The organism is Ochrobactrum chromiisoli (assembly GCF_026241335.1).
Lineage (GTDB): Bacteria > Pseudomonadota > Alphaproteobacteria > Rhizobiales > Rhizobiaceae > Brucella > Brucella chromiisoli.
Window position 1 is genome coordinate 38,994 of record NZ_JAPHAV010000017.1, and the last position, 20,117, is coordinate 59,110.

Here is a 20,117-nt window from a genome sequence, read left to right on the forward strand (position 1 = left end):
TTTCCTTAGATCTTCGCACGGTACTGACGGCGTTTGTCGATATATTCAGCAAGTGCCAGCGTAATCAGCAAAAGAGCAACGATAACCAGCGAGAAGAAACTGGGCACGCCCAAACGACGAGCGGCACTCTCACCGCCAATTGTCAGTGCTGAAAACAGAAAGACATAAGCGATTGAGCCGAAACCATTCAGGCGAGCGAGGAAAACCAGCGGCACGACAGTGAGACTATAAGCCGGGTTCCAGTCTGCACGCACATTCCCCTGCGTTCCCAAAATATCGACAGCACCCGAAAGGCCGGCAAGACCAGCAGAGATGGCGAAAACCGCAATGGTCAGTTTAGGCACAGAGAGGCCGGCATGAACAGCCGCGCGCGGATTGGCACCCACCAGACGCAACTTCATACCAAAAGAAGTGCGCGTCATCATCAGATGCATCGCAATGATGACAACCAGGCCAATGATCAATCCTGTCGATATGGTCGTGTCAAACAGCTTAGGCAGTCGTGCATCAACCGGCAATGTGCGGGTTTGTGGCGTTGTGGTTGCCGGGTCAAGAAATGCCAGTTTGACCAGAACATTGGCAAGCGAAACACCCAGAAAGCTCATCATCAAGGTTGTGATGATTTCATTGATACCATGCCAAGCCTTGAGCATGGCAGGCAAAAGCCCCCAAAGAGCACCAATCACCAGACCTATAATCAGACCCACAGCCAGATTAAGCCAGATCGGAAGCCCCGCCGCATGCATCAAAGGCGTTGTTGCTGCAACAATAACGGCCGCGAGCAAAAACTGCCCGTCACCACCCAAATTCCAGATGCCAGCACGAAAAGCGACTATCAGACTCGCAGCAATCAGGAGAAATGGTCCCATACGGGTAAGCGTCGCCGACAGGCCTGAGGGAGACAATATGGCTCGCTCGACAACATAGGCGTAATAACTTAACGGATTGACGCCCATGGCAAGAAGGATAAGCCCGCCAAGAACCAGTGCGGCAATCAGCGGGCCAATGCTGACAGCCAGTATTTTCCCCAAGCCTGCGAAGGGCGAACGTAGAGTTGGGCTTACCATTCCAACCGTGCCAGCCTGTTGATCGCTCATTCTTCTTCTCCGGTACTCATCAGGCGACCGATTGCGTCGCGCGCGCCCACACCATTCTGAACCGTGCCAACAAGCCTGCCCTGATCAATAACGGCAACGCGATCAGCAAGCTCAAGAAGCTCGTCGAGGTCTGTCGAGATAAGCAAAACTGCTTTGCCAGCATCTGCTGCATCGCGGATGCGCTGGCGTGTGGCACGTATATTTTTCACATCAAGCCCATAGGTCGGCTTTGCAAAGATAACCGCATCGGCAGATCCGGTCAGTTCGCGTGCCAGCAGGACTTTTTGAATATTGCCACCCGACAATGTTCCAACAGGCGTAAGAACATCCGGTGTGCGAATATCAAAGTTACGCACGTGCTCCTGAGCCTGTGACCGAATGGATTGCGGCTTTTCAACACCCTTTTTCCAAAAAGGAGAGGCGCCAATATCCTTGAGCAGAAAGTTGGTTGCGACAGCGAATGCCCCAACGGTCCCCTCACCCAGCCGGTCATCCGTCACATAACGCAAACCGGCTGCACGGCGTTCTCCCACTGTAAGCGCGCCGATTTCTGCACCATGCAGCATTACGCTTCCTGAAGAAGCTATTTGTCCGGCCAAAGCTTCCGCCAATTCTTTCTGACCATTGCCATCGATGCCGGCAATACCCAGGATCTCCTTCGATCTGAGCACGATTGAAACGTCGCGAACCGGAATACGGCCCGCGTTTGAATTCAGCTTTGAAACCTCCAACACCACAGAACCCAATTCTCGGACAGCACGATCGTTGATGGCGCTATCATCGGTTGCAGACTGGCCAAACATCAGACGGATGATATTGGCCGTATTCTGCCGATCACTATTGGCATTGAGTTCCTCAGGCGTAATGGAACCGGCATTTTTACCAAGGCGCAAGACCGAAATCCTGTCGCCATAGGCAAGCGCTTCATTGAGCTTATGCGTAATGAATATCACCGCCAGCCCTTCGGCAACCAATCGCCGCATCAACTGCCCGAGAGAAACGGCTTCGTTGGGCGTTAGCATGGCAGTTGCCTCGTCCAGGATGAGACAGCGACTGCCGCGCATTAAAGCGCGCAAAATCTCAACCTGCTGGCGCTCGCCAAGCGAAAGGCTGGAAACCAGTGCAAAAGGATCAACACGCAGACCGATACGGCTTGCTGTTTCATTGATACGCTTTGCAAAGCCGCTGCGATCAGGTTTCCGCCACCATTTACCACCAAGGGTAAAGTTATCAACGACAGTCAGACTTGGTACCAGCATGGAGTGCTGAAACACAGTTCCTATCCCCAGTGTAAGAGCGTGGCGGGGCGATGTTATGTGAACTGCTGAGCCGTCAATTTCGATCACACCATCATCCGGCTGCTGAAGCCCCGACAACATACCGACCAGAGTCGATTTTCCAGCACCGTTTTCACCAAGCAAAACATGAACTTCGCCCGGCCATATATCTGTGCTCACATTATTATTGGCGATCACTCCGGGAAAGCGCTTGGTTATACCACGCAGCCCCACAAATGGCTTCGCAGTCGAATTCGGTGGAAAGGCTACATTTTCTGCTGACGCCTGCATCTCACTATCCTTCATGCAAATCCGTCCCATCACATCGTGCTGGATCGACTAAAAACGCGATCCAACACGGCTTTCGTGAACTGCTGACGTCATCAAACAACCCAGTTTAATGGCAGTATGACAAACGCTAGCAAGACGATTTTAAGAGCAGGCTGGCTCACTTGGAGGCGACAGTTTTTACCAGTGCATGAACACTGTCTGCGTCAAACTTCGGCTCTACCTTGATAGCACCCGAAACAACGTCAGCCTGAAGAGCTTCCATTTCTTTCCAGACATCATCCGGTATGTTTTTAGTCTTCAGAAGCCGAAGACTACCATCGCTGAGCTTGATATTGTAGTTGTGGCTACCGTATTTCCCGTCCTTAACGTCCTTGATCATCGCGGTATAAACCGGCGTCAGATCCCATATAACCGAAGAAAGAAGATTGCCTTTGTCAATCGACGTTTTATCGCCGATCACATCGATAAAGTAAGCTTTTCCGCCATCGGTGGCTGGCGTCGTTTCAACAGCCTGCAACATACCGAAACTCGAACCATTACCTTGTCCAAAGATAATATCAGCGCCCGAAGCGATAACGGTTTCAGCCACGCGCTTACCACCGGCAGCATCAGCATAGGCAGCCGGTCCAATCACGGCATAGCGAACTTCAACGGCTGGATTTTCGGCCTTAACGCCCTGCGCAAATGCCACGGACATATTGTTCCACGATGGTGGTTCACCAGAGACAACAATACCAACAACTTTGGTTCTGCTCATCTTGGCGGCCAGACGGCCCGCAAGATACGCGCCGTCACTGCCCGCTGCGGTATAATCGGCAATCTTGCCTTCAGCGAGCTTGTCCGGACTATCAACAATAGCGACTGGAATATTCATTTCAGCACCGATTTCCGGTGCGGCTGTATTATAACCGGATGCGTGCGCGATCAGCAGACCAGCGCCGTCTTCAGCAAGTTCGCGCAGTGTCGGACGAACATCACCATAACCCAGGTTTTCGGCAACAATCACCTTCACACCAGCGGCCTCCCCTGCTGCCTTCGCAGCATCAACACCTTGCTGATTCCAACCCATATCGGTTCCCATCTCCGGGGCCAGGATAGCGATGGATGTAATTTCCTCGGCCAAAGCGCTGCCAGCCATCCAGCCACTCAAGGCGAGAGCCAGTGCAGCACTGCTGACTGTTCCTGCTATTATTTTTCTCATTTTATTGTTCCCACTTATAGATTTTTGTTGACTATTTCTTCAATCCCGGATGATTTTTGAAGTATAACCGGGAGAACTTTTTCAAAATGAAAACTCACCTCACCTTTCTTGCTACAGCAATTCTTGGATTAAACGCGGCATCTGCCACAGCCAACAGCCAATCGCTTGACATTACGGTTGAAAACAGTGGCAAATCCGCATTGGTCTGCTCTGCTTCCATCGCACATTGGTTTTCAGCCGACCTTGGTGAAGTCGCCCCAGGCGCCAGCCGGTCATTCAGTTTTGGCGTCGATGTAAAAAACGGGAACGTTTTCCAGCTCAATACAGTCGGCAACGAAATGGCGGTGCAACGCATCTGGTGTGGCCATAAAGGGAACGACTGGGCAACACGGGCAGAAATTCCGATTGAGCGACATTCGGGCATTATCCCAAAACCAGTCCATTTGCGCTGCGCAGCGGATACAGCGACGACCCGGTGCACGGCCTTGTAGCAGACCGCATTCAAGCTGACTTTTAATTCACCACAGCCGTGCATCTGACGCCTCAGTTCCCGAAGGGAGGCTTTTGAGGCAGACTGATCAGATGATCTCAGTAGCTCAAAAGCTGCAACCCCGATTGACAGTGCGAGAATACGATAGCATGATCATACCGTAATACAATAATGAAAAATCAACTGAGGGTGATTTTACGGTTTTTCTTTCATCTATCTGTATTTAAAAAGAAAAATCTGAAATGGCATCAGGAGCACTCACGAGAGAGTAAAAAATGCGCACTGCAATTGTGACTGGAGCAAGCCGTGGATTGGGTAGAGCTTTTGCAATAGGCCTGGCAAAAGACGGATTCGCACTGAGCCTTTGCGCTCGTGATCACGCAGCATTGGAAGAGACCGCGGAGCTTGTCCGCGCAGCTGGCTCGCCGCAGATTGTTATCATTGCTGCTGATCTTTCGCAGGCAGGCGTAGCTGAAAAAGTCGTCACCGAAACGCTCGCAGCAACAGGACGAATTGATGCTCTGATCAACAATGCGGGCGCAACCAAGCGTGGCGATTTCTTATCGCTGACAGATGAAGATTTCCATGAGGGATTTGCTCTCAAATTCCATTCAACCGTTCGGTTTTGTCGTGCCGCATGGGATGCGCTGTCTCAGAGCAAGGGCAGTATCATAAACATATCAGGGGTTGGTGCACATACACCTGAACCGGATTTTACCATCGGCGGATCGGTCAATTCGGCGCTTATCAACTTTACAAAGGCAATTTCCAAACGTGCGCAGGGAACAGGCATGCGCATCAACACGCTTTGTCCCGGCCACATCGTGACTGATCGTTTAAGCCAGCGGATCGAAGTATTGTCCAAAGAACGCGATATTTCCATTGAAGCAGCACGCGAAGAAATCCGCGAGGCACAGGGCATCCAGCGTTATGGCGAGGCAGATGAAGTGGCAAGCGTGGTGCGCTTCCTGTGCAGCCCAGCGGCTGCTTATGTGCATGGAACAGTCATCAATGTCGATGGCGGCGCAACACCGGGGATATAGAGCGCAAAATGAAAATGCCGGGGCACAGCCCCGGCATCGTATTTCAGGCATCAGCCTCTTCTGCAATGCGTTCCCGCAGAATAGCAATTGCAACCTTACCCGCGTTCATAACGTGATAAGCCGCCGCCTTGCGCGCTTCCTTGCCACGTCTGGCCGCAAGATGGCCAACCACCTCTTCAAGTTCAGCCAGACTTTCGCGCGTCCGTCCCGGCGCGCCCAGCGATGTCGCCCGCAAAACCATAACACGTGCGTTCAACGATGACAGCGTATGACCAAGCGCTTCATTATGCGCGCCAAAAATCAGGCAATCATAAAAAGCGTTCTTGGCTTGCAAGCGTTCTAGTGGATCGGTGATTTTGTCACCTTGCTTGAGCACTTCAAAAGCAGCTTTGAGCGCTTCTATATCCTCATCGGTTGCATTGCGAGCAAACAGCTCACAGGCAAGTCCTTCAAGTTCAACACGAACCTGATAGATACCTTCAGCCTGCTCTGGCTTCAAGCGTGCCACAATCGGCCCGCGATGCGGTACGACCTCAACAAGGCCTTCGCTTTCAAGCTGACGAAGTGCCTCGCGCACAGCTGTACGGCTAACACCTGTCATCTCACACAGATCGCGTTCGGTAATGCGCTGACCTGCCGTAAAATACCCCACTGCAATCGAATTGCGAATGCTTTCCGTCACACTATGACGAACTGGTGCAGCAGCCTTGACGACTTTAAAATCAATAGGCGGAGTTTTTCCGTTCATGGATATAGTCATAAGTTTATACCCCTTTTGGTACATGGGGAGCGATATTACCGTATTACTATACGCTAATTGCTTGTTTTGAAAGCATTAGATTTCCGACAATGCCTGTTTGGCGTGCAAAGCTTCAATTTTGTGCTGCTTCTATAACCGCCATCGCAGCCGCAACGCCCGCGCCCACATTAATCCCCTCGACACCCGCGGCCTTGAGACCTCCAGCAATTGCCGCAACGGATATAAGAGAATAAGTCGGTCGAGCAGTTGGTCCCATATGGCCGATCCGGGTCAGTTTTCCGAGTGTTTCACCACGACCGGATGAGAACACCACCCCATAAACATCACGGATCGAAGCGCGCAGCTTCGCTTCGTCAATGCCTTCAGGAATCGCCACGGCTGTGCAGGTTGCAGATGCTATCTCTTCACGAGCGGCCCAGAGTTTCAGCCCTGCCGCCTGCACCCCCGCCCGACAAGCCTTTGCTGTGAGTGCATGACGTGCCCACACATTTTCCTCGCCTTCATCCAAATAAATATCAAGCGCCGCACCAAGCCCATTGATCTCGGAAACCGAAGGCGTAAAGGGAAATGAGCGCTCTGCCTTATATGCGTCTTTCCAATCAATAATCGAAAGAATTGAAGCACGGGGCACCTCAGGATTGGCTGCCATTTTCTCCCATGCCGCATCGCTCACATGCAGCAGTGTCAATCCGGGCGGACAACCCAGACATTTATTTGGGCCAGTTACAAAAATATCGGCAAATGATGTCTCTGGCAAAACATCCATTCCGCCAAAAGCCGAAACGGAATCCACGATGAACAGTTTGCCTGCAGCTCTTACAACAGCACCAATTTCCGCAACCGGATTGACCGTGCCAGAGGGAGTATCGTGATGACAAATCGAAACCACGGCAACATCTGGCCGCTTCTTTAAAAAATCCGCCACAGCATCTGCTGTCAGCACTTCATTATAGGGTACAGTCAGTTCAACGACTTCCTTTGCATAACGTGCCGCCCAATAGCCAAAGCCTTTGCCATAAACACCCGAAACGAGATTAAGCACGACATCGTTCCGGGTAATCAGTGAGGCAGCAGCCGCTTCCAGTCCAAGCACCGGCTCGCCCTGAAGGATGACCGGCGGCGTATTCGTATGAAAGGCGCGTTGCACCTTTACATTCACCGATTCGTAAAATGCCAGAAACGCCGGATCATAATCATAAAGAACAGGCCGAGACAGCGCACGCAGCACTGCCGGATAGGCATCCACAGGGCCTGTTGTCAGCGTGAAGATTGGATCAGCAATTTTCCCTAAGCTCATATCACTCTCCCATTGATGTTTGTGATTTTCGTGTGTTTGCAAGAAAAGCCGCGCCATCAACAGCATCTTCGACCGTTTCAAGCGAAGCGATCAGCATATCGGCATCCAGATCGATACCGCGCCAGCTAATCTGCGCTCGAAGTTTTGCTGCAAGATCGGCATCCGTCATCGGATAATCCAACCCACCTTTGGCGGCATCAATCCTGTGCTGAATTTTGCGTCCGTCCTGCAACAGAAGACAAACTTCAGCAGCTTCGAATGTAAAAGAAGGATCATCCAAAAATGAAAGCTTTGACGCCAAATCCTTCAACTTCGGATGCTGCACCGCGTGATCGGAAAAGGCCTCAAGATCGGCCCTGCCCCACAGCAAACTCACCGCAACAGCATGCTGCGCGCTCACCTGCGAAAGCCTTCCCGTGGTGACATTCGGGCGATCTGTGCGCTGCCGCAGCAGGGGATGACCGGTTAAAACTATCGAAGCAATATCGTCGGCGTGAAAATCTCCTTTCGCATGAAGTGTAAGGCACGCCTCAATAACCGGATTAAGAACAACACCACATGGATAAGGCTTGAAAGAGTTTTTTAGAATCTCCCAGCGGCTTCCCAACCCATCTGTAAGAGCTGAAAAGTCCGGGGCATCTGCGTGCAGTGCGAGAAAGCCTCGCGGTCCCTCAAGCGGTGATGCGGGCCCAGTATAGCCGTTGGCGGCCAGCAACGCAGACATCAAACCAGCACGCGCGGCCTGCCCCACCGAGAGGCTTTTTGACATCGTACCAAGTGTTTCGACAGAACCTGCCCCCTGTGCGAGTGCATGTCCTAAAGCATCGACAAGCTCCGCAGGAGAAAGCTCCAGGATACGACCAGCAGCAAGTGCTGCGCCAAATACACCGCACGTCGATGTGATATGCCAGCCACGCGCATAGTGAACGGGGTGCAAAGCATTCCCCAGCCGACAAGTGACTTCCGCTCCAAGAACGAAAGCTTCAATAAGCGCATGCCCTGATACCGGCTTTCCCTCCAAGGCCAGCGTCTCGGCTAATGCGAGGACAGCGGGTGCAACAGGGGCAGACGGGTGAATAACTGTCGGAACATGGGTATCGTCGAAATCAAAAATATTGGCTGATGCTGCATTAATATAAGCCGCCCAAAGCATATCAGCGCGTTCTGAACGTCCGATAAGGCTTGCCGTTGCAAGCCCGGAAAAAGCTGGCAGCATTGCCACCAGCTTCTGGACTGCAACCTCATTTGAACCGCCTATCGCCGTGCCCACCATATTAAGCAGCGAGCGCCGACCGGCGGCGCGCACGGCATCAGGCATTGCCGGTGGCGAATGAACAAACTCGGCTATTGTAGCGCTCAAATCCGCCATATCAGATGCCAGCCGCTTTGCCGCGCACCTGCGTATCCGCCCACTGCTCCAGCGGACGAATAATCGCAGTCATATCTGCATCCGGCCCTAGATCAGCTTTGGTAATGGAAAACAGCATGCGCACGGCATTACCTACCAGCATAGGCACACCAAGACGTTCGGCTTCCTCAAGGCAAAGGCGAATATCTTTAAGCGAAAGCGCGATTGCGAAGCCAAAATCAAAACTGCGTGGCAGCACAAAACGCGGAATTTTATCGACACTTGCCGATGTACGACCCGAACCGGCATTGAGCACTTCGATCATAACATCAGCATCAAGTCCGGCTTTTGCCCCCATCACCATCGCCTCAGAAGTGATCGCAAGGGCTGCCGCAGAGCAAATATTGTTGATGAGTTTCATCACCTGCGCCTTGCCGGGCTCTTCGGCGACACGGATCACTTTACCAAGCGTCAAAAGCATCGGCTCAACAACGCCGAAATGTGCAGATGGACCAGCAGCCATCAAGGCAAGCGTTCCCTTCTTCGCACCTGCAACACCACCAGAAACAGGGCAGTCTACCAAGGCGATTCCAGTTTCAGACAGGATTTCGGCCAAATCCATTTCGGCCTTCGGCCCAGTCGTAGAAAGATCGACAACGCGTTTCACGCGCCCAGGATTTTCTGCAATGGAACGTCCGACAGCCAGAACAACTTCAGGTGTTGGAAGGGACAAAAAGACAGTTTCAACGCGGGCACAAAGCGCTTCAAGACTATTGGCAGCATCTGCACCGGCGTCGGTCAGAGCCGCAACCGCAGCCTCTGCACGATCATTGACCACAAGCTTATAGCCTGCACCAATAATACGCTCTGCCATTGGGCGCCCCATATTGCCTAGCCCAACAAAACCCACTTCAGACATTCCACTCTCCTGTTATCGTGGTCCCGCTGTCACGCAAAAGACCAGCCATTATCTACCGGTATTGCCGCACCATTGATGCCTTCGCTGGCAGAGCCACAAAGAAACAATGCAAGTGCGGTCACCGTGTTCATTGGAATAAACTTTCCACCCGGCTGGCGGGTTGAAAGAAAGAGGTCTGTTGCCTCTTCTTCGCTTAAGCCCTTTTCAACGGCCAGTGCACTGATCCGCGCACGGGCAGAATCTGTCGCCATCAGTCCTGGGCAAATAGCGTTGCAGGTGATTGCAGTTGAAGCCAGTTCAAGCGCCACAGTCCGCGTAAGCCCAATCATTGCATGTTTGGTGGTGACATAATCAGCACGCTCCGCAAGCGCGATCAGACTGTAAACCGAGGCCATGTTGATGATCCTGCCCCAGCCGCGCTTTTGCATGTCCGGAAGACAAGCCCGGATCAACCGAAATGGAGCGGAAAGATTGACTTCCAGCGCCCGATCCCAATCAGCATCCGCAAGCGATTGAACCGGTGAAATTTTACGGATAACAGCATTGTTGATGAGAATATCGATGCTGCCTAAATGTTCTTTAGCATGCACCACAAGCTCATCGGCAGTACCCTCTTGCGATAAATTTAGCGCTACAGCGCCGACTGGCTGGCCCGTCTCGTTGGATAAAGCCTGCGCAACATCAACCACTTCCGGCCGAATATCCGTAAGAAAAACGCGGTTTTTTGCCTTTGCAAATACACGAGCAAGCTCAAGTCCCAACCCAAGCGCCGAACCTGTGATCAGCACACCGCATCCTGTATCCGAGCTCATTTTGCCAGCTCCTGCCACTTGAGAACTGGCTCTTCATCCAATCGAACCACAACGCCTTCAAGCGCATCTGAGGGCGCGCAATAAGCACGCATTACCGCTGGATCATGCCCGGGCACAATATGATCAAGGGTTGGCGCCAGCTCAATCAGCCGGGCATAGCCACGAATGAGTGCTGCCTCGTCAAATAGCACAGGAAACGGATTCTCACGCTCCATATTGGCATAAAAATGCGTCGCATCAGACGCCAGAACAACCCAGCCGCGTTTGGTATAAACGCGAACTGCCTGCAAACCTGCACTATGGCCCGGCACAGAATGCAGCCATATGCCCGATGCGAGTTCCTTATCCCCACGATGAAACTCAATTCTGCCAGCATAAAGAGTGCGGATATAGTCGACGATGTTTTCAACATCGAACGGCGCACGTGCTTTTGGATCGCACATACATGGGCCTGTCGCATGCCCTGCCTCATTGACCTGAAGATGGAAGTGCGCTGACGGAAAATCGCCGAGCGTTCCGGCATGGTCGTAATGGAGATGCGTGAGTATCACCTCGCAGACCTGTTGAGCATCAACATCCATCAGCGCAAGTGCATCAACGGGACGACGCAAAAGCGTGCGCCCCCGCGCATCGGCTGCTTGCTGACCAAACCCCGTATCAATGACATAGACTTCGTCGCCCCGACGCGCCAACCAGATGAAATAATCCAGATTTTCGCCCGACTCATGCGGGTCGGCATGAAGAAAATTATCGTGTGCCATCCGCCCGCCATGTGTGGCGTAACGAAGTGCGTAAAGCTCAAAAGGCACAGGTTTGCCGTTAAATTCTGCTGCTGGAGCCGCCATCATTTGCCCGCTTTACGTTGATGTCTGCCAAAAACTGCCGAACTTTGTTTTCAGTATGACCGTAATCTTGTCATACAATCTATTGACAGGTCAAGCCCGGCATGTCTAACCTTGAGGAAATCAGGACGGCAAAATCAATCTGACGGAAGACGACAAGAACGAAGCAGCCGTACTGTCCACCTTAACGGAGAGATGCATGACTCGTCCCGAATTTAGCGGTGAACAATTCCAGAAAGGGCTGAAGGTCAGACGTGAAGTGCTTGGTGACGGCTACGTAGCGCCTTCGCTTGCCAGTGCGGACGATCTGACTGCGCCATTGCAGAAGCTGGTCACTGAATGGTGCTGGGGTGAAATCTGGACCCGTCCGGGGCTGGAGCGCAAAACCCGCAGCTTTCTCAACCTCGCAATGCTGACCGCATTGAACCGTCCGCATGAAGTAAAGATTCATGTTCGCGGCGCTCTGAATAACGGCGTTACGGAAGAAGAAATCGTCGAAGTTATTCTTCAGGCTGCAATCTATTGTGGCGTACCAGCCGCCCTCGATTCTATGCGCGTTGCAACGGAAGTCATCCGTCAGATGCGCGAGGAAAAGGCGGCAGGCGCCTAATCGAAATACCGGAAACGCTCAATAAAAACGGGGAACACCCGCGATTCCAATTGTAATAGGAGGCCCATGTGACACAGGGAACAGCAGCAAAAATCGCAACTCAGCCACATCGGTTGAAGACCGGCGAAGAATACAAAGAATCGCTCAAAGACAATCGCCAGATCTGGGTTGGCGGTCAGAAACTGAATTCCGTTTATGACGAACCCGCACTCGCGAAAGGTATCGACCTTCTCGCATCGATGTTCGACGATCAGTTTACTGAAGAACATGCCGACGCCACCACCTATTATGATGAGAAGGCAGGCGCAGTCCTAAGCCGTTCATGGCAGATTCCACGCACCAAAGAAGATCTCGCTGCGCGTCGCCGAATGATCGAATACACGTCGCTCAAGACCGCAGGTACCTTTGGGCGCCCACCGGATCTTGCACCATCGATTGTTGTTGGCCTTTATGCCTATCTGCCGACCTTCAAGAAAAAGAAATCGCTTATTGAAGGCATCGACCCGGACTTTGCAGAAAATATCGAACGCTACATGGAATATGGTCAGAACAACAATCTGACCGCCTCGGAAAGCCTTGCAGGGCCACAAGCTGATCGCTCGTCACCAAAGGCTTCGGAAGCTTCGCTGCTCAAAGCCCGCAAAGTTACCAAAGATGGTGTTTATATCTATGGTGCAAAAACTGTAGGTTCGATTGCCGCACAGGCAAACGATATTTTCTTCACCAATCTAGGCGGCATTCAGGAAACGCCAGCAGATGCCTGCATATGGGGTTCGGTTCCAATCGACACGCCCGGGATTAAAATGATCTCGCGTGAAATGGTCTCGCAGCCATTGTCCAACAAGTTCGACCATCCGGTTGCAAGCCTTGGCGAAGAAGCCGATCAGTTCATCGTGTTCGATAATGTCTTCGTGCCAAAAGAACGCCTGTTCAATCTCGGTGATCCAACGGCAATGAGCTATTACGGACCTGTCTGTGTGTTCGCTCACTGGCATGTCCTGACCCGTCTTGCGGTGAAGGCAGAGCTTTTTGTCGGCGCTGGTCAGATGGTTCTCGATTATCTTGGAACCGGCAAAATCCCTGCCGTCCAAATGATGCTCGGGCAGCTCGTTGAATATGCACAGACACTTCGTGCATTTGTGACCGCTGCAGAAGCACTGGCAGTACCGACAGAAGGCGATGTCATGCGTCCGGACGTTGGCATGCTGACCGCCGGTCGTCTTTATTCAATCGAAAATTACCCGAAGATCATCCATATCCTTCAGGAAATGTGTGGTCAGGGACTGGTGATGCGCTTTGGCAAAAAAGCGTTTGACAACCCGGAAGTTGGTCACTTCCTGCATGAGCTACTGCCCGGACACGGTGTTTCAGCCATGGTCAAGGAGCAGTTGATGAACTTCATCTGGGATATGACATCCGGTTCTCTTGCCGGCCGCGTTGCGCTGTTTGAAAATGTCAATGCAACGCCTGCACCTGCTCTTCGCGCAAGGCTCTATAACGAAGTCAAACGCGATGGTTATGTTGCTCAGGTGAAGAAAATCGCTGGCATCGAATAGGCCCCACATGCCCCGTCCGTGAAAATCGGGCGGGGCTTTTTCTTTCGGGAATATTGGAGATTGCGATGGATCACGCCACGCTTGTCGACCAGTTTTATGAAGCCTATGCGTCACGCGATGCGGAAGGTGCTGCATCCCTTTATCATGCGGATGGCTGGCATGAAGAAGTTGCGATGGGAAAGCGTCGCGAAGGACACACAGCACTTTCAGAAGGATTGACCGGTTTTTGGCGTATGCTGCCAGATGTTGCATGGGAACGCCGCGGTTACATTCGTTCAGGCAATCAGATTGCTGTTCCTTACCACATGACCGGAACCTTCACGCCACGCGGAGAAGACACCACACCGCGTAAGATCGCCCTTGATGGTCTGCATATTTTTGAAGTCAGCGACGGATTGCTGAGAGGCACAAAAGATATGTGGGATCTGGACCTCTTTAAAGCGCAGACGAGTTGAGACGATGAACGAGCTGGTAACAAAAGACGGCATCGCAATCGGCGAACTGATTTCAAAAGGTGACATCAGCGCAACCGAAGTACTTGAAGCGAGCATCGAACGAATAGAACGCCTTAATCAGAAACTGAATGCCGTTGTTCATGCGCATTTTGACCTTGCCCGACAACAAATCAAAAACGGACTGGCAAAAAGCCCGCTTTCTGGCGTACCGATGCTTCTCAAAAACACGGGCTTCGAGGCCGAAGGCATGCTCCTGTCGAGCGGTTCGGAGTTGCTGCGTAATGTGGTTAGCAAGCGCGATTCTACAATTACGGCTCGTTACAAAGCTGCCGGAATGGTCATTCTGGGTAAATCCAACACGCCCGAATTCGCGCTGAGTTTCACGAGCGAGCCAGAGGCTTTCGGTCCAACCCGAAATCCATGGGATTTAAACCGTACGGCTGGCGGATCATCTGGTGGTTCCACCGCGGCCGTTGCAAGTGGCATGGTGCCGCTTGCCAACAGTTCCGACGGTGCAGGATCGACACGACTTCCCGCAAGTCATTGCGGCTTATTCGGGTTCAAACCATCACGGCTTGTTAATCCCATTGGCCCGGTTGCCGCAGAAGCCATCGGTGGCATGTCCACGCCCCATGCCGTCACATGGTCCGTGCGCGACAATGCGGCGATGCTGGATATTTCTGGCGGCGGTGATCTGGGCGATCCATGGGCGTCGCCCCAAACGTCCGGCAGCTATCTCTCAGCGCTGGACATGACGCCACCGCGCCTAAAAGTAGCAATGATTATCAATGCGCCTGACGGCAGTCCAATTGCACCGGAAATGATCGAAAGCGTTCGCGAAACAGCAAAATTGCTGCAAGACCTTGGCCATAACGTAGAAGAAGTGGCAGATGCGCGCTATGATGCGGAGACTCTTAAAACCGCGTGGCGGATCGTTGTTGGCACCAATGTCGCGCTCGGCGTGACAGGTGGCGATGCCACATCAGCCAACATAGCCAAGCTAGAGCCAGTCAATCAGGAGTGGGTGCGTGAAGCACTGGCCATACCCGCTACGCGCTATCTTTGGGCGATTAATCAGCTTCATACCTCTTCACGCACACTGGCGAAATTCTTCAATCAGTACGACATCATGCTAACCCCTGCCGCGGCCGAACCAGCTCCCCTTCTGGGTAAGCTTGCAGGTAAAGGCCAAAACATTGATGCGTTTTACGATCAGTTCTGGTCCCACTCTCCCTTTACTGCTGTGTTCAACGCGTCCGGTTGTCCCGCAATGTCTGTTCCACTCGGCATGAGTCCATCAGGCCTGCCGATTGGCTCGCATATCGGAGCGGGTTTTGGAAAAGACGCATTGCTCTTTTCACTGGCAGCAGAGTTGGAGCGTGCAGCTCCGTGGACTAACCGCCGTCCAGCGATTTTTGGCTAAGGAAAGCACTATGAAAAATTCAGAAATCCTTGCCCTCAACGCACGCGAGATCGCTGCTGCCGTTAATGCCAGGGTACTTTCCGCCCGCGCGGTCACAGACGCCTGTCTCGAAGCAATCGCCGAGAAGGATGGCCCGATACAGGCCTGGGAATATCTCAATGCCGAACAGGCACGCGCTAACGCTGACCATATTGACAGCAATAACATTACTGGAGTTCTCGCCGGCGTTCCGATTGGCGTAAAAGATGTGATCGACACGATCGACATGCCCACCGGCTATGGCACACCAATCTATAAGGGTTTTCAACCGCCATGGGATGCGCCTGCGGTACAAATTGCGAAGAATTCCGGTGGCCTGATCCTGGGCAAGACAGTCAGCACCGAGCTTGCCATGGCAAGCCCAAACAAAACGCGCAACCCGCATAACCCGGCACACACGCCCGGCGGCTCGTCTTCCGGTTCGTGCGCCGCCGTCGCAGCAGGCATGATACCACTGGCATTCGGCACGCAAACATCAGGCTCAGTTATCCGCCCGGCAAGTTTTTGCGGCGTGACTGCATTCAAACCAACCTTCGGCGCGATCAATACCGTTGGCATAAAGGTCTTGTGCCACGGGCTTGATACGCTGGGCATCATTGCACGTAATATTGGCGATGCATCGCATTGTGCAGCCGCACTGAGCGGGCGATCTGAACTCGCCGACCTCACGCCACCAACTCGCCCCCGTATCGGCGTACTGCTCGGAACACGCCTCGACAAAGCTGAAGACTGCGCAATTGAGACGGTTAACCGGCTCGCGCGCATGGCTGAAGCAGCAGGCGCTCAGTTGACAATCATTCCGGCACCCAGCTGGTTTGACGGTATTTTCGATCTGCATGAAGCCGTTATGGGCTGGGAAGTCACACAGTCCCTTGCTTCCGAAATCAGCCACAACTGGAACGAGTTGACACCCGTTACACGTACAATGCTCGAGGATCAGGGGCGCATCGATGAAGCACGCTACCGCTCAGCAATGAACGAAATTCCGGGCATCCGCAATATGATGGACGCTATTCTATCTCGCTTTGATGCTGTGCTTACACTGGCCGCTCCCGGCGAAGCCCCTGAAGGCATGCCAACCGGCAATCCTATATTCAATCGCCTCTGGAGCGTTTTGCAGGTGCCGCTCATCTGTCTTCCGGCATCCAAAGGACCAAAAGACATGCCAATCGGCGTTCAGCTCGTCGGCGCACGCGGCGCAGATCACCGTCTCGCCTCGGCAGCACTTTTCCTGGAAAACACTATCGCTGCAAAAGGAGGCACATTATGAGCCATCCCCAGACTGATCCGTTAACTGATGATTTTCGCACGGCAATGCGGCAACTTGCAGCGACCGTTAACATCATTACCGCAGGAGAGGGCGAAACCCGGCGTGGGCTCACGGCCACAGCTGTTTGTTCAATGTCGATCACACCACCCTCCATGCTCGTCTGCGTCAATCGCTTTGGCGAAGCACACAAGGCGATCACAATGGCTGGCAATTTCTGCGTCAATATCCTTGCCGATGCGCAGCGGGAAATTGCCATGCGCTTTGCCGGCCAGATCGGCGAAATAGGCGAAGACAAATTCGCACCTTATAGCTGGACCCGTCTAGCAACAGGTGCACCTGCACTTGATTTGGCCATGGTCAATCTTGATTGCGAAATTTCATCTGTATCTGAGACAGAAAGTCATTCAATTTTCATCGGAAAGGTGAAAGCCATTCGTTTTGGCCCAGAGACTTCGCCGCTGCTTCACTACAATCGCAACTTCTTTACGCTGGCCAATCAGACAGCGCTGTAAACCATTCAACTAAGGGAACCAGCTGCAACCACAATAAAAAACAAGATGTAAGGTTTTCCCAAACCAAAGCACTTGTGGATGCAGCAATCAAACAAACGGGCAAATGCCCAACGGAGGTATCTAGCATGTCTATCAGTGACGCACAGTTCTTGAAGGGCTGGAGACAGGTGCTCGAAATGTGCAACCTGAAAGCTGGCGAGCAAGTTACAATCCTGACCAGCGACGATAGTAACAAACAGATTGCCTATATTGCCAAGCTCGCCGCTTCTGATCTTGGCGCTGTCGTCACCGAACTGAACCTTGCGCCCGTGAACAGCGAAAAAGCTATATCGCCCGATAAATCCGGTTATATCGGCAAGACCCCGTTGGATGGCAACATCGCAGCCCTTGCCTGTCTCAAGGCCTCTGATCTTGTCATCGACACTTTGCAACTGTTGTTCTCTAAGGAACAGGAGCAAGTGCTGAAGACCGGCACGCGCATGTTGCTCGCAGTCGAACCGCCTGCAATCATGATGCGTCAGATTCCCCGCCCGGAAGACAAGCTGCGCGTTCTTGCTGCCGCCAAGAAAATTGGTGCGGCCAAAGAAATGCATGTCACATCAAACGCTGGCACGGATTTCCGTTGCCGTCTTGGTCAATATCCGGTGCTGACACAATATGGCCTTGCCGACGAGCCGGGCCGTTGGGATCATTGGCCCAGCTGCTTCTCCGCACGTTGGCCGGATGAAGGCAGTGCCGAAGGCACAATCGTTATCGACGAAGGCGACATTCTGCTACCATTCAAAAAATATGCGCGTGCTCCGATCACTGTCACCATTGAAAAAGGCTTCATTGTTGACATAAAGGGGGGCTATGATGCTGAATTCATGCGCAAATTCATGGAAAGCTTCGATGATCCGCGTGCTTACGCCATGGCTCATGTCGGCTGGGGACTTGAGAACCGCGCGAACTGGACTGTACTGGGTCTTTATAACCCCGAAGCACAGCTTGGTATGGACGCACGCTCTTTTGCCGGCAACTTCCTCTGGTCATCGGGACCAAACACGGAAGCAGGGGGAGATCGGGATACGCCGTGCCATCTCGACATTCCGCTGCGCAATTGCTCCGTTTCGCTCGATGGTGAAGTGATGACGCTGGAAGGCGCTGTTATCCCTGAAGATCAGAAGTAAGACCATGGCACAATATGATGTGGCAATTATCGGCGCAGGCTCTGCTGGCGCCCTGATTGCAGCGCGTTTAAGCGAAGATCCAGCACGCAATGTTCTGTTGGTGGAAGCAGGTGGAACACCGTCAGACCCGGATATTTTAAGGCCCTGTATGTGGCCAGCGATCCAGCATCGCAACTATGATTGGGACTACAAGACAACACCGCAGAAATATGCCGCAGGCAGAAGCTTCGCATGGGCGCGTGGGAAAGGCCTCGGCGGCTCAAGCCTGCTTCACGCCATGGGCTATATGCGCGGGCATCCAGCAGATTTTGAAGTTTGGGCAGAAGCGACAGGCGATCCGCGCTGGAGCTGGGAAGGTCTTCTGCCATCTTTCATGGCGAATGAAGATCATGTCTACGGCGGTGATGGTATCCACGGCAAAGGTGGTCCAATGCCCGTTTGGATTCCTGATGAAGAAGTAAGCCCCCTCACACGCGCATTCATGTCAGCAGGCAATGCACTCGGCCTGCCGCGCATTCCAGGTCATAATACTGGCCAAATGATTGGGGTCACACCCAATTCTCTCATGATCCGTGATGGCCGCCGTATAACAGTTGCAGAAGCATGGCTCACACCTGAAGCCTGCGCACGGTCAAACCTCACAATCAAAACTGGCACGCTGACACATTATCTCAAGCTGGAAAAATCAAAGGTTGCGGCACTTGAACTTTCCGGACCAGATGGCTTGGAAACAATAACAGCAACTCAAATCATTTTGTCAGCCGGTTCGCTTGAAAGTCCGGCACTTCTGATGCGCTCTGGCATCGGGCGCGAAGAAGTACTGCATGAAGCCGGTGTGACGTGCCGCATCAAGGCACCGGAACTAGGGCTTAATCTTATGGACCACCTACTTGGCGCAGGAAATCTTTATTCAACGAGTAAGACACTACCTCCATCACGCCTGCAACACTCGGAAAGCATGGCTTATATGCGCGCAGGAGATTTTTCGGCTGATGGTCAGCCGGAAATTGTTGTCGGATGTGGTGTGGCTCCGATCGTTTCAGAAAGCTTTACTGCGCCCGCACCGGGAAGCGCTTATTCGCTCCTTTTCGGAGTTACACATCCCACAAGTCGCGGGGAAATACGCATAACCGGAGATAGCCCGGACAGTCCTCTGATAATTGATCCCCGATATCTGCAAACAGAAAACGACCGGAAGCTCTTTCGTATAGCATTAAACGCAGCTCGTGAAATCGGACGTCACACAGAACTGGCTGAATGGCGTAGCCACGAAATTTTACCCACTCCTCTGGGAACAGCCGAAAACACTGATGCTTTTATCGCCAAGGCTGTGATCACACATCACCACCCCTCCGGCACATGTCGTATGGGCAAAGATGACGCCTCGGTTGTAGATCCTGATCTGCGCCTGCGCGGAGTGGAAAACCTTTATGTTGTTGATGGATCGGTACTACCCGGCCTCACAGCGGGCCCGATCCATGCTGCTGTGCAGGCCATAGCGGAAAACTTTGCAGCGCGGTTCAATTGATGCTGCATAATTAATTCCTCAATAAGCCATTTAAACATTTCAGGCACTCAAAGCATAACAGCAGTGGAACGTTATCAAATAAGGGAGATTCTTGTTGGAAGTCCGGCCAGGAAGCGCGAAACCGCCAATCAGTGGCTATCGAGCTTCCGCGAAATTCGATGGAGTTGATTGCCGTCGC

General features: G+C 52.7%; 19 protein-coding genes. 10 read left to right on the forward strand and 9 right to left on the reverse strand.

The genetic code is table 11. The features are described from left to right. Positions 1-5: 5 nt before the first annotated feature. The 3 genes from OPR82_RS19985 to OPR82_RS19995 form a co-directional block, all read right to left on the reverse strand. Positions 6-1,097, reverse strand: coding sequence for a putative B6 ABC transporter permease subunit 2 (locus tag OPR82_RS19985; RefSeq protein WP_265986649.1), 1,092 nt, complete (start codon positions 1,095-1,097; stop codon positions 6-8). Continuing rightward, on the reverse strand, positions 1,094-2,665 hold the full coding sequence (locus OPR82_RS19990) for a putative B6 ABC transporter ATP-binding protein (RefSeq protein ID WP_265986651.1): 1,572 nt from the start codon (positions 2,663-2,665) through the stop codon (positions 1,094-1,096). The genes OPR82_RS19985 and OPR82_RS19990 overlap by 4 nt, the downstream gene beginning before the upstream one ends. 157 nt (positions 2,666-2,822) lie before the next feature. Continuing rightward, positions 2,823-3,866 carry a putative B6 ABC transporter substrate-binding protein gene (locus OPR82_RS19995; RefSeq protein ID WP_265986653.1) on the reverse strand — a complete coding sequence of 348 codons (1,044 nt, stop codon included), beginning with the start codon at positions 3,864-3,866 and terminating at the stop codon, positions 2,823-2,825. 86 nt (positions 3,867-3,952) lie between these two features. Here OPR82_RS19995 and OPR82_RS20000 point away from each other — a divergent pair, with 86 nt between their 5' ends. Continuing rightward, a complete protein-coding gene (locus OPR82_RS20000; protein WP_265986655.1) occupies positions 3,953-4,357 on the forward strand; it encodes a hypothetical protein in 405 nt (134 codons plus the stop codon). 274 nt (positions 4,358-4,631) lie between these two features. Beyond that, on the forward strand, positions 4,632-5,399 hold the full coding sequence (locus OPR82_RS20005; RefSeq protein WP_265986657.1) for an SDR family oxidoreductase: 768 nt from the start codon (positions 4,632-4,634) through the stop codon (positions 5,397-5,399). A 43-nt stretch (positions 5,400-5,442) separates the two neighbouring features. Here the strand turns inward: OPR82_RS20005 and OPR82_RS20010 are convergent, their stop codons facing one another. From OPR82_RS20010 to OPR82_RS20035, 6 genes are all read right to left on the reverse strand, one after another. Next, a complete protein-coding gene (locus OPR82_RS20010; protein ID WP_265986658.1) occupies positions 5,443-6,147 on the reverse strand; it encodes a GntR family transcriptional regulator in 705 nt (234 codons plus the stop codon). A 124-nt stretch (positions 6,148-6,271) separates the two neighbouring features. Further along, positions 6,272-7,456: a pyridoxamine--pyruvate transaminase gene (gene ppaT / locus OPR82_RS20015; RefSeq protein WP_265986659.1), complete on the reverse strand. Its 1,185-nt coding sequence runs from the start codon at positions 7,454-7,456 to the stop codon at positions 6,272-6,274. A 1-nt stretch (position 7,457) separates the two neighbouring features. Continuing rightward, on the reverse strand, positions 7,458-8,825 hold the full coding sequence (locus OPR82_RS20020) for an MmgE/PrpD family protein (protein WP_265986660.1): 1,368 nt from the start codon (positions 8,823-8,825) through the stop codon (positions 7,458-7,460). Position 8,826: 1 nt separating this feature from the next. Beyond that, positions 8,827-9,723, reverse strand: coding sequence for an NAD(P)-dependent oxidoreductase (locus tag OPR82_RS20025; RefSeq protein WP_265986661.1), 897 nt, complete (start codon positions 9,721-9,723; stop codon positions 8,827-8,829). A 29-nt stretch (positions 9,724-9,752) separates the two neighbouring features. Further along, positions 9,753-10,535: an SDR family NAD(P)-dependent oxidoreductase gene (locus OPR82_RS20030; RefSeq protein ID WP_265986662.1), complete on the reverse strand. Its 783-nt coding sequence runs from the start codon at positions 10,533-10,535 to the stop codon at positions 9,753-9,755. Beyond that, a complete protein-coding gene (locus tag OPR82_RS20035; RefSeq protein WP_265986664.1) occupies positions 10,532-11,383 on the reverse strand; it encodes an N-acyl homoserine lactonase family protein in 852 nt (283 codons plus the stop codon). The genes OPR82_RS20030 and OPR82_RS20035 overlap by 4 nt, the downstream gene beginning before the upstream one ends. Before the next feature lie 193 nt (positions 11,384-11,576). Between OPR82_RS20035 and OPR82_RS20040 the strand changes: the two genes are divergently transcribed. From OPR82_RS20040 to OPR82_RS20075, 8 genes are all read left to right on the forward strand, one after another. After that, complete coding sequence (locus OPR82_RS20040; RefSeq protein ID WP_095448583.1) at positions 11,577-11,987, forward strand: carboxymuconolactone decarboxylase family protein; 411 nt, start codon at positions 11,577-11,579, stop codon at positions 11,985-11,987. Between the two features lie 68 nt (positions 11,988-12,055). Further along, positions 12,056-13,543: a 4-hydroxyphenylacetate 3-hydroxylase N-terminal domain-containing protein gene (locus OPR82_RS20045; RefSeq protein ID WP_265986669.1), complete on the forward strand. Its 1,488-nt coding sequence runs from the start codon at positions 12,056-12,058 to the stop codon at positions 13,541-13,543. Between the two features lie 65 nt (positions 13,544-13,608). Continuing rightward, positions 13,609-13,998 carry a nuclear transport factor 2 family protein gene (locus OPR82_RS20050; protein WP_265986670.1) on the forward strand — a complete coding sequence of 130 codons (390 nt, stop codon included), beginning with the start codon at positions 13,609-13,611 and terminating at the stop codon, positions 13,996-13,998. 4 nt (positions 13,999-14,002) lie between these two features. Next, entirely contained in the window at positions 14,003-15,421 is a 1,419-nt protein-coding gene (locus OPR82_RS20055; protein WP_265986672.1) for an amidase, read from the forward strand. Positions 15,422-15,431: 10 nt separating this feature from the next. Continuing rightward, positions 15,432-16,730 carry an amidase gene (locus tag OPR82_RS20060; RefSeq protein ID WP_265986674.1) on the forward strand — a complete coding sequence of 433 codons (1,299 nt, stop codon included), beginning with the start codon at positions 15,432-15,434 and terminating at the stop codon, positions 16,728-16,730. Beyond that, entirely contained in the window at positions 16,727-17,242 is a 516-nt protein-coding gene (locus tag OPR82_RS20065) for a flavin reductase family protein (protein WP_265986676.1), read from the forward strand. Before OPR82_RS20060 ends, OPR82_RS20065 begins: the two co-directional genes overlap by 4 nt. 125 nt (positions 17,243-17,367) lie before the next feature. Further along, a complete protein-coding gene (locus tag OPR82_RS20070; protein ID WP_265986677.1) occupies positions 17,368-18,411 on the forward strand; it encodes a M29 family metallopeptidase in 1,044 nt (347 codons plus the stop codon). A 4-nt stretch (positions 18,412-18,415) separates the two neighbouring features. Continuing rightward, complete coding sequence (locus OPR82_RS20075) at positions 18,416-19,939, forward strand: GMC family oxidoreductase (RefSeq protein ID WP_265986678.1); 1,524 nt, start codon at positions 18,416-18,418, stop codon at positions 19,937-19,939. Positions 19,940-20,117 lie beyond the last annotated feature (178 nt).

Coding starts and splice junctions, on each gene's coding strand:
- OPR82_RS20070 (WP_265986677.1), top strand. CDS start 17,368: ATGTCTATCAGTGACGCACAGTTCTTGAAGGGCTGGAGACAGGTGCTC.
- OPR82_RS20025 (WP_265986661.1), bottom strand. CDS start 9,723: ATGTCTGAAGTGGGTTTTGTTGGGCTAGGCAATATGGGGCGCCCAATG.
- OPR82_RS19985 (WP_265986649.1), bottom strand. CDS start 1,097: ATGAGCGATCAACAGGCTGGCACGGTTGGAATGGTAAGCCCAACTCTA.
- OPR82_RS20010 (WP_265986658.1), bottom strand. CDS start 6,147: ATGAACGGAAAAACTCCGCCTATTGATTTTAAAGTCGTCAAGGCTGCT.
- OPR82_RS20020 (WP_265986660.1), bottom strand. CDS start 8,825: ATGGCGGATTTGAGCGCTACAATAGCCGAGTTTGTTCATTCGCCACCG.
- OPR82_RS20035 (WP_265986664.1), bottom strand. CDS start 11,383: ATGATGGCGGCTCCAGCAGCAGAATTTAACGGCAAACCTGTGCCTTTT.
- OPR82_RS20030 (WP_265986662.1), bottom strand. CDS start 10,535: ATGAGCTCGGATACAGGATGCGGTGTGCTGATCACAGGTTCGGCGCTT.
- OPR82_RS20050 (WP_265986670.1), top strand. CDS start 13,609: ATGGATCACGCCACGCTTGTCGACCAGTTTTATGAAGCCTATGCGTCA.
- OPR82_RS20060 (WP_265986674.1), top strand. CDS start 15,432: ATGAAAAATTCAGAAATCCTTGCCCTCAACGCACGCGAGATCGCTGCT.
- ppaT (WP_265986659.1), bottom strand. CDS start 7,456: ATGAGCTTAGGGAAAATTGCTGATCCAATCTTCACGCTGACAACAGGC.
- OPR82_RS20000 (WP_265986655.1), top strand. CDS start 3,953: ATGAAAACTCACCTCACCTTTCTTGCTACAGCAATTCTTGGATTAAAC.
- OPR82_RS20005 (WP_265986657.1), top strand. CDS start 4,632: ATGCGCACTGCAATTGTGACTGGAGCAAGCCGTGGATTGGGTAGAGCT.
- OPR82_RS20075 (WP_265986678.1), top strand. CDS start 18,416: ATGGCACAATATGATGTGGCAATTATCGGCGCAGGCTCTGCTGGCGCC.
- OPR82_RS20065 (WP_265986676.1), top strand. CDS start 16,727: ATGAGCCATCCCCAGACTGATCCGTTAACTGATGATTTTCGCACGGCA.
- OPR82_RS19990 (WP_265986651.1), bottom strand. CDS start 2,665: ATGCAGGCGTCAGCAGAAAATGTAGCCTTTCCACCGAATTCGACTGCG.
- OPR82_RS19995 (WP_265986653.1), bottom strand. CDS start 3,866: ATGAGAAAAATAATAGCAGGAACAGTCAGCAGTGCTGCACTGGCTCTC.
- OPR82_RS20055 (WP_265986672.1), top strand. CDS start 14,003: ATGAACGAGCTGGTAACAAAAGACGGCATCGCAATCGGCGAACTGATT.
- OPR82_RS20040 (WP_095448583.1), top strand. CDS start 11,577: ATGACTCGTCCCGAATTTAGCGGTGAACAATTCCAGAAAGGGCTGAAG.